The organism is Streptomyces sp. NBC_00249 (assembly GCF_026342355.1).
Lineage (GTDB): Bacteria > Actinomycetota > Actinomycetes > Streptomycetales > Streptomycetaceae > Streptomyces.
The window spans coordinates 639886-653987 of record NZ_JAPEMV010000001.1; the positions used below are offsets into that span (position 1 = coordinate 639886).

11 protein-coding genes are annotated in these 14102 nt (G+C 73.7%); 4 read left to right on the plus strand and 7 right to left on the minus strand.

The window, feature by feature from the left end; translation table 11 throughout:
- The first annotated feature begins 208 nt into the window (after window positions 1-208).
- The gene (locus OOK31_RS02975) at window positions 209-1255 is read left to right on the plus strand and encodes a LacI family DNA-binding transcriptional regulator (RefSeq protein ID WP_267010741.1); all 1047 of its coding nucleotides are present in this window, start codon (window positions 209-211) and stop codon (window positions 1253-1255) included.
- A gap of 97 nt (window positions 1256-1352) precedes the next feature.
- Here OOK31_RS02975 and galK read toward each other — a convergent pair whose 3' ends face one another.
- Both galK and galT read right to left on the minus strand, forming a co-directional pair.
- Window positions 1353-2516 (minus strand): galactokinase, encoded by a 1164-nt coding sequence (gene galK, locus OOK31_RS02980; protein ID WP_267010742.1) that lies wholly within the window; start codon window positions 2514-2516, stop codon window positions 1353-1355.
- Window positions 2513-3544, minus strand: coding sequence for a galactose-1-phosphate uridylyltransferase (gene galT / locus OOK31_RS02985; protein ID WP_267010743.1), 1032 nt, complete (start codon window positions 3542-3544; stop codon window positions 2513-2515). Before galT ends, galK begins: the two co-directional genes overlap by 4 nt.
- 58 nt (window positions 3545-3602) lie before the next feature.
- On the opposite strand from galT, the gene OOK31_RS02990 reads away from it, so the two are divergent.
- Both OOK31_RS02990 and OOK31_RS02995 read left to right on the plus strand, forming a co-directional pair.
- Window positions 3603-4397, plus strand: coding sequence for a DeoR/GlpR family DNA-binding transcription regulator (locus OOK31_RS02990; RefSeq protein WP_267010744.1), 795 nt, complete (start codon window positions 3603-3605; stop codon window positions 4395-4397).
- A gap of 104 nt (window positions 4398-4501) precedes the next feature.
- Window positions 4502-5728, plus strand: a complete 1227-nt coding sequence (locus tag OOK31_RS02995) for a cytochrome P450 (RefSeq protein ID WP_267010745.1) — start codon at window positions 4502-4504, stop codon at window positions 5726-5728.
- 31 nt (window positions 5729-5759) lie between these two features.
- Here OOK31_RS02995 and OOK31_RS03000 read toward each other — a convergent pair whose 3' ends face one another.
- The 4 genes from OOK31_RS03000 to OOK31_RS03015 form a co-directional block, all read right to left on the minus strand.
- Window positions 5760-6785, minus strand: a complete 1026-nt coding sequence (locus tag OOK31_RS03000) for a phytase (RefSeq protein WP_267010746.1) — start codon at window positions 6783-6785, stop codon at window positions 5760-5762.
- A 158-nt stretch (window positions 6786-6943) separates the two neighbouring features.
- Window positions 6944-7576: a DNA-binding response regulator gene (locus OOK31_RS03005; RefSeq protein ID WP_267010747.1), complete on the minus strand. Its 633-nt coding sequence runs from the start codon at window positions 7574-7576 to the stop codon at window positions 6944-6946.
- A gap of 55 nt (window positions 7577-7631) precedes the next feature.
- Window positions 7632-9368 (minus strand): ABC transporter ATP-binding protein, encoded by a 1737-nt coding sequence (locus tag OOK31_RS03010; protein WP_267011810.1) that lies wholly within the window; start codon window positions 9366-9368, stop codon window positions 7632-7634.
- Window positions 9369-9556: 188 nt separating this feature from the next.
- The gene (locus OOK31_RS03015) at window positions 9557-11287 is read right to left on the minus strand and encodes an ABC transporter ATP-binding protein (RefSeq protein WP_267010748.1); all 1731 of its coding nucleotides are present in this window, start codon (window positions 11285-11287) and stop codon (window positions 9557-9559) included.
- Between the two features lie 380 nt (window positions 11288-11667).
- Between OOK31_RS03015 and OOK31_RS03020 the strand changes: the two genes are divergently transcribed.
- Entirely contained in the window at window positions 11668-12654 is a 987-nt protein-coding gene (locus OOK31_RS03020) for a LuxR family transcriptional regulator (RefSeq protein ID WP_267010749.1), read from the plus strand.
- A 22-nt stretch (window positions 12655-12676) separates the two neighbouring features.
- Here the strand turns inward: OOK31_RS03020 and OOK31_RS03025 are convergent, their stop codons facing one another.
- Window positions 12677-14098 (minus strand): DegT/DnrJ/EryC1/StrS aminotransferase family protein, encoded by a 1422-nt coding sequence (locus OOK31_RS03025; RefSeq protein WP_267010750.1) that lies wholly within the window; start codon window positions 14096-14098, stop codon window positions 12677-12679.
- Window positions 14099-14102: the final 4 nt, after the last annotated feature.

Genomic DNA, 14102 nt, shown 5'->3' on the forward strand with positions numbered 1-14102 from the left:
GGCAAGGCGGAGGGGATCGCCCCCGAGGGGGGACCGCGCCTGGAACGCGTCGCCCACCCCGCGCCGATGCGCGTCGATGGATCGGAACTATGGCAGAGAATGTTATCGATGCCAATGGATGGCGGAGGTATCTCCGGATCCTTGGCCAGGGCCAGCTGGAGCGGTATGGGGAGCGATATCATCCGTGCTCGTAACGAGGAGGGAATCCATGGCGATGCGCAGTCCCGGTGACCAGGAGCGGCCCCCGGGGATGGCGGACGTCGCCCGGGTCGCCGGAGTGTCGGCGCAGACCGTGTCGAGGGTGCTGTCGGGGCATCCGAACGTGCAGGAGCGGACGCGGGCCAAGGTGGTGGCCGCGGTGGAGCAGCTCGGCTACCGCCGCAACAACGCGGCGCGGATGCTGAGCTCGGGCCGCAGCCGCACCATCGGGGTGGTGACGCTCCAGACGACCTTCTACTCGCGGGCCGCGGTCACCTCGGGCATCGAGAACGCCGCGCAGGCCGCCGGCTACGCGGTGAGTACGGCCACCACGACCTCCCTGGACACCTCGGCCATCGAACGGGCCCTGGCGCGGCTGGCCGACCAGGGCGTCGAGGGCGTCATCCTGTCGGTGCCGCTGATCCACAGCAGCGAGCGGATCGAGCAGCTCACCCGGACCACGCCGACCATCACCATCGACGGGTCGCGCACCGACGCGACCGGGGTGGTGGCGGTCGACCAGGACCTCGCGGCCCGGCTGGCGACCCGGCACCTGCTGGACCTCGGCCACGAGACGGTCTGGCACGTCGCGGGTCCGGAGCGGTGGCTGGAGGCCGCGAGCCGGCGCGAGGGCTGGCGCGCGACGCTGGAGGCGGCGGGCCGGCAGGTGCCTCCGCCGCTGGAGGGTGACTGGTCCCCCGCCTCGGGCTACCGGATCGGGCTCGTCCTGGGCCGGGTCCCCGATGTCACCGCCGTCTTCGTGGCCAGCGACGAGATGGCCTTCGGCGTGATCAGGGCGCTGCACGAGCTCGGACGGCGGGTCCCCGAGGACGTCTCCGTGGTGGGCGTCGACGACATCGAGCTCGCGGAGTACTGCACCCCGCCCCTGACCACCGTCGCGCAGCCGTTCGCGCAGATGGGGGCGCTGGCCGTGGCGCAGCTGCTGCGGCACCTGGCGGACCCGGACGCGGTGGCCGTACCGGCGTCGGTGGAACCGGAACTCGTCGTACGGGCGAGCACGGCCCCCGCCCCGGAGCCGGGGGCCCGCCCCGCCTGAGCGGCGAGGCGGCTCAGGCGGGGCGGCTCAGGCGAGGCCGCTCAGGCGGGGCGGCTCAGGCGAGGCCGCTCAGGCGGGGCCGCTCAGGCGGGGCGGCTCAGGCGAGGCGGCCGGCGCCCTGCGAGGGGACGGCCTCCAGGACGGCCGGCGGGCGGTGCCCGGCGCGGGCGAAGGCGGTGGTGACGGCCTCGGTGACGGCCCGCGCGAGGGCGGCGGGCGTGAGGGCGATGACCGAGCCTCCGAAGCCGCCGCCGGTCATCCGGGCGCCCAGGGCTCCGGCGGCGACGGCCGTGTCCACGGCGAGATCGGTCTCCGCGCAGGAGACCCGGTAGTCGTCGCGCAACGAGGCGTGCCCGGCCGTCAGCAGGGGGCCGAGGGCGCGGGTGTCGCCGGCCGCGAGGAGGGCTTCGGCCTCGGCGACCCGGGCGTTCTCGGTGACCACGTGCCGGACCAGGGGCGCGAGCCCGGCCGGGAGTCCGGCGAGCGCTTCGGGCAGCCGGTCGGCGGGGAGGTCCCTGAGGGCGGGCAGGCCGAGGAGGCGCGCCGCGCGTTCGCATCCGGCGCGCAGGGCGGCGTACGCCCCGTCGGCGAGGTCGTGCTGCACGCGGGTGTCGAGGACCAGCAGGGTCAGGTCGTGGGCGGTGAGGTCGAAGGGCACCTGGCGGTGCTCCAGGGTGCGGCTGTCGAGGTGGAGGGCGGCGCCCTCGACGCAGCACAAGGAGGCCATCTGGTCCATGACCCCGCAGGGCACGCCGGCGAAGGCGTTCTCGGCGCGCTGGGCGGTGCGGGCGAGTTCGGGGCCGGGCAGCCCCAGTCCGTACAGCGCGTCGTAGGCGACGGCCACCGCGCACTCGAGGGCGGCCGAGGAGGAGAGGCCGGCGCCGGTGGGGACCGTACTGTCGATGTGCAGGTCGGCGCCGCCCACCGGGTGGCCGGCCTCGGCGAGGGCCCAGACCGTGCCGGCCGGGTAGCGGGCCCAGCCTTCGACGGTGCCGGGAGCCAGGTCCGGGACGCGGAGTTCGGTGATCCGTCCGCCGCCGCGGGTGCTGTGCAGGCGCAGGAGGCCGTCGTCGCGGCGGCGGGCGGCCACACGGGTGGTGCGGGGCAGGGCCATCGGCAGGGCGAAGCCGTCGTTGTAGTCGGTGTGCTCGCCGATGATGTTGACGCGGCCGGGGGCGTACCAGATGCCGTCGGGGTGGCCGCCGTAGAGCTCGGTGAAGGTCCGGGCGGACTCCGCGGGTGTGGCGGGCCGGGGGTTCATGCGCACTCCCTGAGGCGGCGCGCGGCCGTCTCCGGCGCGATGTCGTTGATGAAGGCTTCCACGCCGGATTCGGTCCCGGCCAGGTGCTTGAGCTTGTCGGCCGTCCGGCGGACGGTGAACAGCTCCAGGTGCAGGGCGAGTTCGCCGCCGCCGCGGACCGGCGCCTGGTGCCAGGCGGAGATGTACGGGGTGGGTCCCGGGCGGTCGAAGAGCCGGTCGAAGCGGCGGAGCAGGTCCAGGTAGAGGGCGGGGAACTCGGCCCGTTCGGCTTCGGTGAGCCGGGTCAGGTCGGGGACCCGGCGGTGCGGGTGGAGGTGGACCTCGTAGGGCCAGCGGGCGGCGTACGGGACGAAGGCGGTCCAGTGCTCGCCCCGCAGCACCACCCGGTCGGCCTCGGCCCGGGCGCGGGCGAGCAGGTCCTCGAAGAGGTTGCGGCCTGTTGCGGCGCGGTGGGCGGCGGCGGCGGCCGTCATCTTGGCGGTGCGCGGGGGCACGGCGGTGAACGCGTAGACCTGGCCGTGCGGGTGGGCCAGGGTGACGCCGATCTCCGCGCCCCGGTTCTCGAAGCAGTACACCTGCTCGACACCGGGGCGGGCCGACAGCTCCTCGGTGCGGTCGGTCCAGGCGTCGAGGACGAGGCGGGCCCGGTCCGGGGTGAGGTCGGCGAAGCCGCCGGTGTGGTCGGGGGTGAAGCAGACCACCTCGCACCGGCCCGCTTCGCCGGCCAGTGAGGGGAAACGGTTCTCGAACACCGCGACCTCGTAGTCGGCGGCGGGGATCTCGCTGAGCCGGCCGTCGCGGGACGGGCACAGGGGGCATGCGTCGGCGGGCGGGTGGTACGTGCGCGTCTGCCGGTGGGCGGCGATGGTGATCCAGTCGCCGGTGGCCTCGTCGCGCCGGAGCTGGGGGCGGCTGTCGACGGGGTCGAGGGGGCGGAGGTCGGGGGCGTACGGCCGTGGGGCGCTCGCGTCGGCGTCGTAGTAGATCAGCTCACGACCGTCGGCGAGTTTCGCGAAGCTCCTCTTCATTCAACAAGAGTAAACAGAATCCCCTAAGAATCAACAGCCTGCGTGTTATGTTGGGGCCATGCAACTGGCCCAGCAGAGACGCGCGTTCATCCTGGAGGCGGTGCGCCGCGACGGTGCGGTGCGCGTCGCCGAGCTCGTCGAGCTGCTCGAGGTGTCCGATATGACGGTCCGCCGGGACCTGGACGCGCTCGCGGCGCGCGGGCTGGTGGAGAAGGTGTACGGAGGCGCCGTCGCGGCTCCCGGCACCCGCGTCGAGGAACCCGGGTTCGACGCCAAGACCGCACTGGCCGGCGCCGCCAAGGCGGCCATCGCGGAAGCGGCCGCCGCGCTCGTCGAGCCGGGCAGTGTGGTCGCGGTCTCGGCGGGCACCACCGCCTGCGCGGTCGCCGCCCGGCTGCTGGACGTCCCGCGGCTGACCGTGCTCACCAACTCGCTGCCGGTCGCCGAACTGGTGCGCTCCGCTTCCCGCGACCGCGGGGAGGCCGCGGTCCCGTCCCTGCTGCTCACCGGCGGCTCCCCCACCCCTTCCGCGGCGCTGGTCGGCCCCCTGTCCGAACTGGTGATCTCCTCGCTCCATGTGGACCTGCTGATCCTGGGCGCGCACGGGGTCAGCGAGGAGGCCGGCCTGACCACCCCGAACCTCGCCGAGGCGCAGACCAACCGGGCCCTGATCAGGGCGGCCCGGCGGGTGGCCGTCGTCGCCGACCACACCAAGTGGGGCACGGTCGCGCTGAGCGCCTTCGCCCCCCTCGACCGCGTCGACTGCTTCGTCACGGACGCCGGGATGCCCGCGTCCGCCCGCGAGGTCCTGACGGACACGGTCGGCGAACTCCTCGTCGCCGGGGCGGCGTAGGGCGTACTTCCCGGCGCGGCGGGGGCTCGGGCATCATGGCCCGGCACCGGAGTTCACCCACGCGGGGGCCCCGCGCCCCCACCCACCGCGAGCCGGAGGCCCGTGTGCCGTCGCAGGACGACCAGGCAAGCCGCGATGCGCTGTACCGCGACCCGTACCCGCTCTACGCCCGCGCCCGCCGGGCGGAGGGGCTGACGTACGTCCCGGAGTTCGACGCGTGGCTGGTGGCCCGGGACCAGGACGTGCGGGAAGTGCTGCTGCGCGCCGAGGACTTCTCCTCCACGAACTCGCTGCTGCCGGACATCGCGCTCCCGGACGCGGCGCTCGCCGTCCTGGCCCGGGGGTTCGCACCGCGCCCCACCGTCGTCAGCTCCGACGGCGCCGAACACCGGCGGCACCGGGGCGTGTTGAACCGTGGGCTGTCCGTCCCGCGCGTGGCGGCCCTGGTGCCGTACGCCCGGGAGTGCGCCCACGCGCTGGTGGACGGCATCGCCGCGGACGGCCGTGCGGAGCTGATGGAGGCGTACGCCCGCCGGCTGCCCGGGCAGGTCGTCGGCCGGCTCATCGGCCTGGACCCGGCGGACGTGCCCGCCGCGGTGCACGGCGGTTACCGGGCCGAGGAGTTGCTGTTCCGGCCGATGCCGCCGCAGGAGCAGCTGGCCGCCGCCGAGGACGTGGTCGCGCTCCAGCACCTGCTGGACGGATATCTCCGCGACCGGCGTGCCGCTCCCCGGGACGATCTGTGTTCGGCGATGGTGGCGGCCCTCGCGCCCGGTGACGGCGAACTCACCCTCGACCAGCGCCACGAGCTGGTGGCGAGCCTCCAGAACCTGCTGATCGCCGGGTTCCTCACCACCAGCGCGCTGATCGGCACCGCGCTGCTGCACCTGCTGCGCGACCGGCCGCAGTGGGAGCGGCTCCGCGCCGATCCGTCGCTGATACCGGCGGCGGTGGAGGAGGCCGCACGTCATGACACGGCCGTCCAGGCCTTCCGCCGCACCACCACCCGGCCGGTGACGCTCGCCGGGACGAAGCTCCCGGCCGGCGCCGTCGTCCTGGTCGCCTACGGTTCGGCGAACCGGGACGAGGACCGGTACGAGCGGGCCGACCGGTTCGACATCGGCCGACCCGTGGACCGGCGCCACCTCGCCTTCGGCCACGGCCCCCACGGCTGCCCCGGCTCCCAGCTGGCCCGCGAACAACTCCGGGTCACGCTCGAGGTGTTCACCCGCCGCCTGCCGGGCCTGCGGCTCGCCGCGGACCGCCCGGAGCCCGCCGTGCGGCCCACCTTGATCCACCGCTCGCCACAGGCCCTGCACGTCACCTGGTGACCGGGCGCGGCACCGCCGGCGCCCGTGCGGGTCAGCCGATCTGTGCGGTGATGCGCTGGAGCGGGACGAACTTGAAGTTCTGGTTGCCGCTGGTGCCGGGGGCGCCGTTGGAGCCGTCCTGGCAGACGAAGACGCCCTGGGGGAAGGCCGGGCCCAGGTCGGCGGCGGTGGCGTCGATGCCGTCGGTGTCCTCGCAGTCGTCGGCGGCCGTGCCGTTGGACACGGAGAAGCGGCCGAGGTAGGCGCGGGTGGTGCGGTCGTAGACGGTGAAGTCGTTGCTGCCCTGCGAGGAGACGTAGATCCGGTTGCCGGCGGCGGTGATGCCCTCGGTGTCGGCGGTGATGTGGCCGCCCGAGCCGGTGGAGTCGAGCTTGGTGCGGCTCGTGCCGGCGGTGGGCTCGGCGCCGTAGACCCAGACGCCTACGTCCTCCTCGCCGAGGTAGAGCTTGCCGGTGCTCTCGTCGGCGTAGCAGCCCTCGACGGCCGAGCCGGCGTCCCACAGGCGCACGGAGGTCGCCTTCACGGTGTCGCCGCTGACGGCCAGCTCCCACTGCTCGACGCGGCCGGAGGTGGAGTTGGGGAAGGCGTACAGCTTGCCCGAGGCGGGCGAGGTGTAGAGGCAGATGCCGTGCGCGGTGACCTCGGTGGGGACGTCCGCCAGGCGCTTCAGCTGCCGGGTCGCGGGGTCGATGCGGTAGACGTGCATGGCGCCGTTGCCGTCGGCGGCCTCGTCGTCCGCCGAGACGACGATGTTGCCGCGCACGTCGACGTTGTTCCCGTAGTCGCCGCTGATCCGCTGGATGCGGGCGCCGGTCATGTCGTAGACCTCCAGCGCGCCCTTCTTGTCCGTACCGACGACGACCGACTTCGCGGGGTCGGTGGGGTGGACCCAGATCGCGGGGTCGTCGGCGGCGTCGCCGCTGTGCGAGACCGGGGCGGTCTCGACGGTGGCCGTGACGGATACGGACGCCGCGTGCGCGGGTGCGGCGGGCAGCGCCAGGGCGGCCAGGACGGCGGCGGGCAAGGCGGCGGCGCGGACGGAGACGGTGAAGGACACCGGGTGTTTCCCCTCGGTCGGGTGAAGGACAGACGGAGGTTAGGCAGGCCCGGCGAGCGCGGCGTGAACGCCAGTTGAACCGACCGTGGCCGCCTGCCCCACCGCGTGAGCGCGGGCCTCCACGGCTCCTGGATCCCCGACCGGGCCACGGAGCACCGTCAGGCCACGTGACGTACGAGGCCCGTACGGTAGGCGAAGGCGACGAGCTGGGCCCGGTCCCGCAGGCCGACCTTGTGGCGGATGCGGTGCAGGTGCGTGCGGACCGTGCTCGCGCCGATGTACAGATCGCCCGCGATGTCGTCGACGGAGAGCCCCTGGCCGACGAGGGAGAGGACCTGGCGCTCCCGGCCGGTCAGGGCTCCCGCCTCCGCGCCGGACTCCGGGCGCGGCGCGGCGCTGCCGTCGCGGAACCACTCGACGAGGCTGTCGACGACGTCCGGGCCCACCGCGGCCCGGCCGCTCGCCACGGCGCGCGTGGCGGCGATCACCTGCGCGCTGGTGGCGTCCCGGTTCAGCAGCCCCCTGCTGCCGGCCCGCAGCAGTTCGGCCACGCCCTGGTCGTCGCCCCTGAGGTGGAAGACCACCGAGCCGGGCGCGGCGTCCGGCGAACGGGCCTCGTCGACGAGGCGGCGTACGAGGCGTACGGCGGCCGCCACCTCGGACGTGCCGATGAGCACCACGTCGGGTCTCTGGGTGCGGGCCAGCTGCAGCGTCTCCATCTGGCTCTCCGTGGAGGCGAGTACGTCGATGTCGGGCAGCGCGTCCAGGAGCGTGTGCAACCCCTCTCTCATCAGCGGCAGCTCTTCGCAGACAAGAATTCGACTCGGCATGGCGGCGTTCATTTCGTCAGGTGTTCCGGGACGTGGCGGACGGGGAGCGGTCGGGCGTGAGCCGGGCGCGGTGGAGTCCGGCGTACACGCCGTCGGCGGCGAGCAGCGCGTCGTGCGTGCCCTGTTCGGCGATCGAGCCGTCCTGCATCACCAGGATCGTGTCGGCGTGGCGGACGGTCGAGAGCCGGTGGGCGATGACGAAGCAGGTACGGCCGGCGGCCAGACGGTGCATGGCCTCCTGGACGAGGCGCTCGGTGCGGACGTCGACCGAGCTGGTGGCTTCGTCCATCACGAGGATGACGGGGTCGGCGAGGAACGCCCGGGCGATGGTGATCAGCTGCCGCTCGCCCGCGCTCACCCCGCTGCCCTCCTCACCGATCACCGTGTCGTAGCCGTGGGGCAGGGTGCGGATGAACCGGTCCGCGTGCGCGGCGCGCGCCGCCCGTTCGATCTCGGCGCGGCTCACGTCGCGGCGCGCGCTGCCGTAGGCGATGTTCTCGGCGATGGTGCCGCCGAAGAGCCAGGTGTCCTGCAGGACCATGCCGATCGCGGAGCGCAGCTCGTCCCTCGGGAGTTCGGTGATGTCCACGCCGTCCAGGGTGATGCGGCCGCCGGTCACCTCGTAGAACCTCATGAGCAGGCTCACCAGGGTGGTCTTGCCGGCGCCGGTGGGTCCGACGACGGCCACCGTGTGGCCGGGCTCGGCCGTCAGCGACAGCTCCTCGATCAGCGGCCGGTCCGCCGCGTACCGGAAGGACACCTTCTCCATCGTGAGGCGGCCGCGGGCCTGCCGCGGCAGCGCGGCGGCCGGCCGGGGGTCGGGAAGCTGTTCCTCGGCGTCCAGGAGCTCGAAGACCCGTTCGGCGGAGGCGACACCGGACTGGACCATGTTGGCCATCCCGGCCAGGTGCGCCAGCGGGGCGGAGAACTGGCCGGAGTACAGGATGAACGCCTGCACCTGGCCGATCGACAGCGAACCGGAGGCCACCTGCGCCGCGCCCACGACCGCGACCACCACGTAGTTGAGGTGGGACACGAGCATCATCAGCGGCTGGAGGATGCCGCTGGTGAACTGTGCGCGCAGACCGGCCCGGTAGAGCGCGTCGTTGTGTGCGGCGAACTCCCGCACCGACTGCCGTCGGCGGCCGAAGACCTTGACGAGCAGATGGCCGCTGTACGTCTCCTCCACGTGCGCGGTGAGCGCGCCCGTGGCGGCCCACTGCCGGACGAAGTGCGGCTGGGAGCGTGCGCCGACGCGCCCGGACACGAAGAGGGCGAGCGGGACGGAGGCCAGGGCGACGAGCGCGAGGAGCGGAGAGATCCACACCATCACCGCCAGCACGCCCACCACGGTCAGCAGGGTGTTGACGAACGTGCCGACGGCCTGCTGGATCGTCTGGCTGACGTTGTCGATGTCGTGGGTGACCCGGCTCAGGACGTCGCCGCGCCTGCCCCGGTCGAAGTACGACAGCGGCAGCCGGGACAGCTTGGCCTGGCTGTCCGCGCGCAGGCGGTACGCCACACCGCTCGCCAGCCTCGCCGTCCACCGGCCCTGGAGGACGCGGCACAGTCCCTCGGCCGCGTAGACCAGGGCGGCCAGGGCCAGCAGGGTGGCGACGGCCCGCGGGCCGTCGCCGGCGACGACGGAGTCCGTGGCGCGGCCCAGCAGCCAGGGGCCCGTCGTCGCCGTGGCCACCGCGATCGTGCCCAGGGCGGCCACCCCGTAGAGGAGCCGGGGTTCGCCCCGCATCATCGCCAGCAGTCTGCGCACGGTCCCGCGCAGGTCCATGGACCAGTCGCCCGGACGCCTGCCCTTGCCGAAGCCGCTGTCCGCGGCCTTGCCCGTGTCCGTTCCCCGGCCCGTGTCCGTTCCCCGGCCCGTGTCCGTGCCGGTTCCGTGGCGCCCGTCCGGTCGGCGGCGGTCGATGCGTCCGCGCGTCCTCATGCCGTCCCCGCTTCCGTCAGCTGCGCGCCCATGATGTCCCGGTACGTCGCGTTCCCTGCCATGAGCTCCTCATGGCTGCCCTCGCCGACGACCCGCCCCTCGTCGAGGACCACGATGCGGTCGGCGCGGCGGACCGTGGAGTCGCGCTGCGAGACGAGGACGACGGTCGCGTCGCGGGTCTCCTCGGCCAGCGCCGCGCACAGGGCCGCCTCGGTCACGTGGTCCAGGGCCGAGAAGGCGTCGTCGAAGAGGTAGATGTCCGGGCGCCCCACCAGGGCCCGGGCGATGGCCAGGCGCTGGCGCTGCCCCCCGGAGACGTTGGTTCCGCCCTGGGAGACGGGCGCGTCGAGCCCGCCATCCAGGCCCTCCACGAACGTGCGGGCCTGTGCGACCTCCAGGGCGTGCCACAGTTCCGCGTCGGTGGCGTCCTCCTTGCCGTAGCGCAGGTTCGTCGCGACGGTCCCGGAGAACAGGTGGGCCTTCTGCGGGACCAGCCCGACGGTCCGGGAGATCAGCTCGGGATCGAGTTCACGTACGTCGACCCCTCCGACGCGTACCGTCCCGGCCGTCACGTCGAACAGCCGGGGGACGAGCCCGAGCAGCGTCGACTTGCCGCTGCCCGTCGGGCCGATCACCGCGACCGTCTCGCCGGGGGACGCCGCCAGGTCCACCCCGTGCAGCACCGGTTCCTCGGCCCCGCCGTAGCGGAACGCGGCCCCGCTGACCTCCAGGTGGCCCGGCCGCGTCAGGGCCAGGACGGGACGCGTCGGCACGTCCAGGCCGGCCCGGGGTGCGAGGACGTCGGCGATCCGGCGGACGCAGACCTCGGCGCGGGGGGCGACGACGAACACGGCGACGAGCAGGAGCGAGGCCCCGAAGACCTGGGTGAGCCAGGACATCAGGGCGACCAGGGTGCCCACGCGGATCGTTCCGTCGGCGAGCCTGCCGGCGCCGAGCCACAGCACGGCGACGCCGGCGAAGTTGGCCACCAGGGTGGTCAGGGGGAGCAGTACGGCCGTGTGGCGCGCCAGTCCGAGGGTGGCGTCGGTGAGGACGGCGTTCGAGCGGGCGAATCGTTCCTGCTCATGGGCGTCCTTCGCGAAGGCCCGGATCACGCGCATACCGCCGAGCTGCTCGCGCACCACGCGGTTCACCGCGTCCACCCCCCGCTGCGCGGCGTGGGAATGGGGGCGGATCCGGCGGATGACCACCGTGGTCAGCGCCCCGAGCACGGGGGCCACGGCCAGCACGACCATGGAGAGCTGCGCGTCGTGGCGCACGGCCATGACCACACCGCCGATCCAGGTCGCCGGAGCCGTCGCCACCACCGCGAGGACCATGATCAGTACGCGTTGCACCTGCTGGACGTCGTTCGTGGTCCGGGCCAGCAGCGACGGGGAGCCGAACCCGGTGAACTCCTGGCAGGACAGCTCCTGGACGCGCTCGAACACCGAGCCGCGCAGGTCGCGGGCCGCCGCCAGGGCGACCCGCGCACCGGCGTACACGGCCCCCATGGCGAGCACCACCTGGAGGGCGGCCAGCCCGAACATGCCCAGCGCCGGGCCGAGGACGCGGCCGGTGGAACCGGCCGTCACGGCGCGGTCGATGATCTGCGCGTTGAGGTCCGGCAGGAGCAGGCCGGCGGCCGCGGCCGCGATCTGCAGGACGACCAGCACCGTCAGCGCCAGGGGATACGGGCGCACGGCGCGCCACAGGGAGCGGATCACCGGGCGGGCCCCGCTCCGCCGGTGCCCGGCCGCCCGGCCCGCACCGGCCGGTCGCCGCGCTGCGCGACGGACGAAGGCCGAAGGTTCACAGTTGTGCCCATGCTCCCCACCGTGGTCAAGAAGGCCAGAGTTCGATTCGGGGGCGGCGTACGCCGGGACCGGGTCCTCGGCCGCTCTTCAGCCCGCGACACAGGGAAGTCTTGTCGCCGCGCCCCCACGATGACCATGGGCCGAAGTGTCAGGACCTCGCCCGGACAGCAAGCTGCCACTCCCCCGGCCGGGAACATCCCTCGAGTGTCTCTCGGTTGACGGTGGAGGGTCCGGCGGGTTGAACTTGATCAACTACCGGATGTCCGGAAGTACGTCACAAGGGGGAAAAAATGTTCGCGGGGCTCGGGTTGGAAGGTAAAGCGGAAGCCGTCTACTGGGAGATGCTCAAACATCCCGAGGCCGACGTCGAGCAGGTCGCGGAGCGGCTCGGCCTCGGAACGCAGGAGATCCGCGACTGCCTGGACGAACTGGGCCGGCTGCTGCTGATACGCCCTTCCTGGGACGCCCCGGGCGAAGTGCGGGCGGTCGACCCCGAGGTCGGACTCGCCTCGCTGCTGGCCCGTCAGGAAGCGGACCTGCTACGGGAACAGGAACGCATCTCCGCCAACCGGACCGCGCTGCAACAGGTGATCGCCGAGTTCCAGCACACCAAGCAGGGCCGGCACGACCCCGACGTCGAGCGGCTCACCAACATCGACAGCATCCGCTTCAAGATCGAGGCCCTCGCCGCCAAGTGTTCGTCCGAGATCCTCGGTTTCGTTCCGGCCGGCGCCCAGTCCGCGGCGAACCTGGAGGCCAGCCGCCCGCTCGACAGCGCGGTCCTGGACCGCAACGTGCGCATGCGCACGATCTACCTCGAGAGCATCGTCAACGACCGGCCGACCATGGACTACGCGCGCTGGCTGGTGGAGTCCGGCGCCGAGGTCCGCACCGCCGCCGTCCTGCCGCCCCGCATGGTGATCTACGACCGCAAGACGGCCATCGTGCCCCTGGACCCGGAGACGACCCGGGCCGGCGCGATGCTGCTGCACAGCACCGGCGTGGTCAGCGCCCTGTGCGACCTCTTCGAGCAGGTGTGGAAGGCCTCGATGCCGCTCGACGCCGCGGTCGCGGAGCAGGAGGAGGAGCTCACCGCCCAGGAGGCGGCGATCCTCCAGCTGCTGGCCGACGGGCACACCGACGACACCATCGCCCGCAAGCTCGGTGTGTCGGTGCGCACCAGCCGCCGGATCACGGCGAAGCTGACGGCCCAGCTCGGCGCGAAGAGCCGTTTCCAGGCCGGGGTCCTGGCCACCTCGCGCGGCTGGGTCCGGTAGCGGACCGGGGTCCGCCGCCGTCTCAGGCGGGGAAGGCGCTCTCCCGTTCGGCCCGGCCGGCGGCGGACGCCTCCTCCCACGGAGGGGTGTACGGCAGGGTCGTGGCGAGCCGTGCGAGCTCGTCCCTGTTCTCCCAGACCTTCTCGAAGGCGTTCGCGTAGTGGGCCAGCAGCGGGCCGGCATCGGGATGCAGGTGGGCCTTCTGGAGGGCGAAGGAGTCCTCGATCACCCGGAAGACCGCCGGGAACGCGTCGGGCTCACCCGACTGCGGTCGGGTGCCGGCCAGCCGCCAGGGCCAGGCGTCGAACCCGCCGTCGGCCCGGAACATGTGCTGGGCGGGCAGCGGCAGCGACTGGTAGGGGGCGGCCGGCACCCCCTCGGCGCGCAGCGCCCGCTGCACCGCTGCCCGCAGCGGCCCGGCGTAGCGGTCGTCCAGGCCGAAGGCGGCGGGGAGCACGCGGAAGCGCAGGATGTGCCAGGCGTGGGTGCGGTCCGCGGGATGGTGCGGGGCCAGGAACCCGGGCAGGGCCGCGACCCGGTCGAGGAAGGGCCGGACGTTCCGCTCACGCCGCAGGAGGTCCGCGGGGAAGCGGCGCAGCTGGCTGCGGGTGAACGCGGCCTGGATCGCGTTGGGCTTGTTGTTCCATCCGAGCATGTGGGAGATGTACGTACGGGGGGTGCCCGTACCCGACAGCTCGCCGAACTGGCGCAGCGCCGCGACCCGCCTGGCCAGGCCCTCGTCGTCGGTGGTGACCAGGCCCCCCTCACCGCAGGTGGCGAGGTTCTTGCTCACGTTGAGGCTGAAGGTGCCGACCGTGCCGAGCCCGCCCGCCGGCCGGTCCCGGTAGAGCGCGCCGTGGGCCTGGGCCGCGTCCTCCACGACCGCGAGGCCGTACTTGCGGGCGACGGCGTTGATCTCGTCCATGTCGGCGGGCAGGCCGTGCAGGTGGACGACGACGACGGCACGGGTGCGCGGGGTGATCGCCGCCTCCACCGCGGCCGCGGTCATGTTGAAGGTGTCCGGGTCGACGTCGACGAACACGGGCACCGCCAGCAGGTGCATGGGCGCCGCGGCGGTGGCCACGAAGCTGAACGCCGGGACGATCACCTCGTCCCCCGGCTCGATGCCGACGGCTGCCAGGGCCAGGCTCAGGGCGGCCGTGCCGTTGGAGACCGCCACGCAGTGCCGGGTGCCGGCCTCGGCGGCCCATTCCTGTTCCAGGGCGGGTATCTCCTCCTCGCCGTGGGCGGCGAGCGTGAACCGGCCGGAGGCGAGGACGCGGCTCACCGCCTCCTGGTCCTCCTCGGTGACCACCGGCCACTTCGCGATGCGCGCGGTGCGCGGTACGGCGCGGGATCCGCCGAACATGGCCAGCTTGCCGCGCGGCGGGGCCCCGGTGGGGGCGGGGGCGGTGGGGGCGGTGGGAGTGGGGTTCGTGGGCACTGTC

Coding starts and splice junctions, on each gene's coding strand:
- OOK31_RS02975 (WP_267010741.1), top strand. CDS start 209: ATGGCGATGCGCAGTCCCGGTGACCAGGAGCGGCCCCCGGGGATGGCG.
- galK (WP_267010742.1), bottom strand. CDS start 2,516: ATGAACCCCCGGCCCGCCACACCCGCGGAGTCCGCCCGGACCTTCACC.
- galT (WP_267010743.1), bottom strand. CDS start 3,544: ATGAAGAGGAGCTTCGCGAAACTCGCCGACGGTCGTGAGCTGATCTAC.
- OOK31_RS02990 (WP_267010744.1), top strand. CDS start 3,603: ATGCAACTGGCCCAGCAGAGACGCGCGTTCATCCTGGAGGCGGTGCGC.
- OOK31_RS03005 (WP_267010747.1), bottom strand. CDS start 7,576: ATGAGAGAGGGGTTGCACACGCTCCTGGACGCGCTGCCCGACATCGAC.
- OOK31_RS03010 (WP_267011810.1), bottom strand. CDS start 9,368: ATGATGCGGGGCGAACCCCGGCTCCTCTACGGGGTGGCCGCCCTGGGC.
- OOK31_RS03020 (WP_267010749.1), top strand. CDS start 11,668: ATGTTCGCGGGGCTCGGGTTGGAAGGTAAAGCGGAAGCCGTCTACTGG.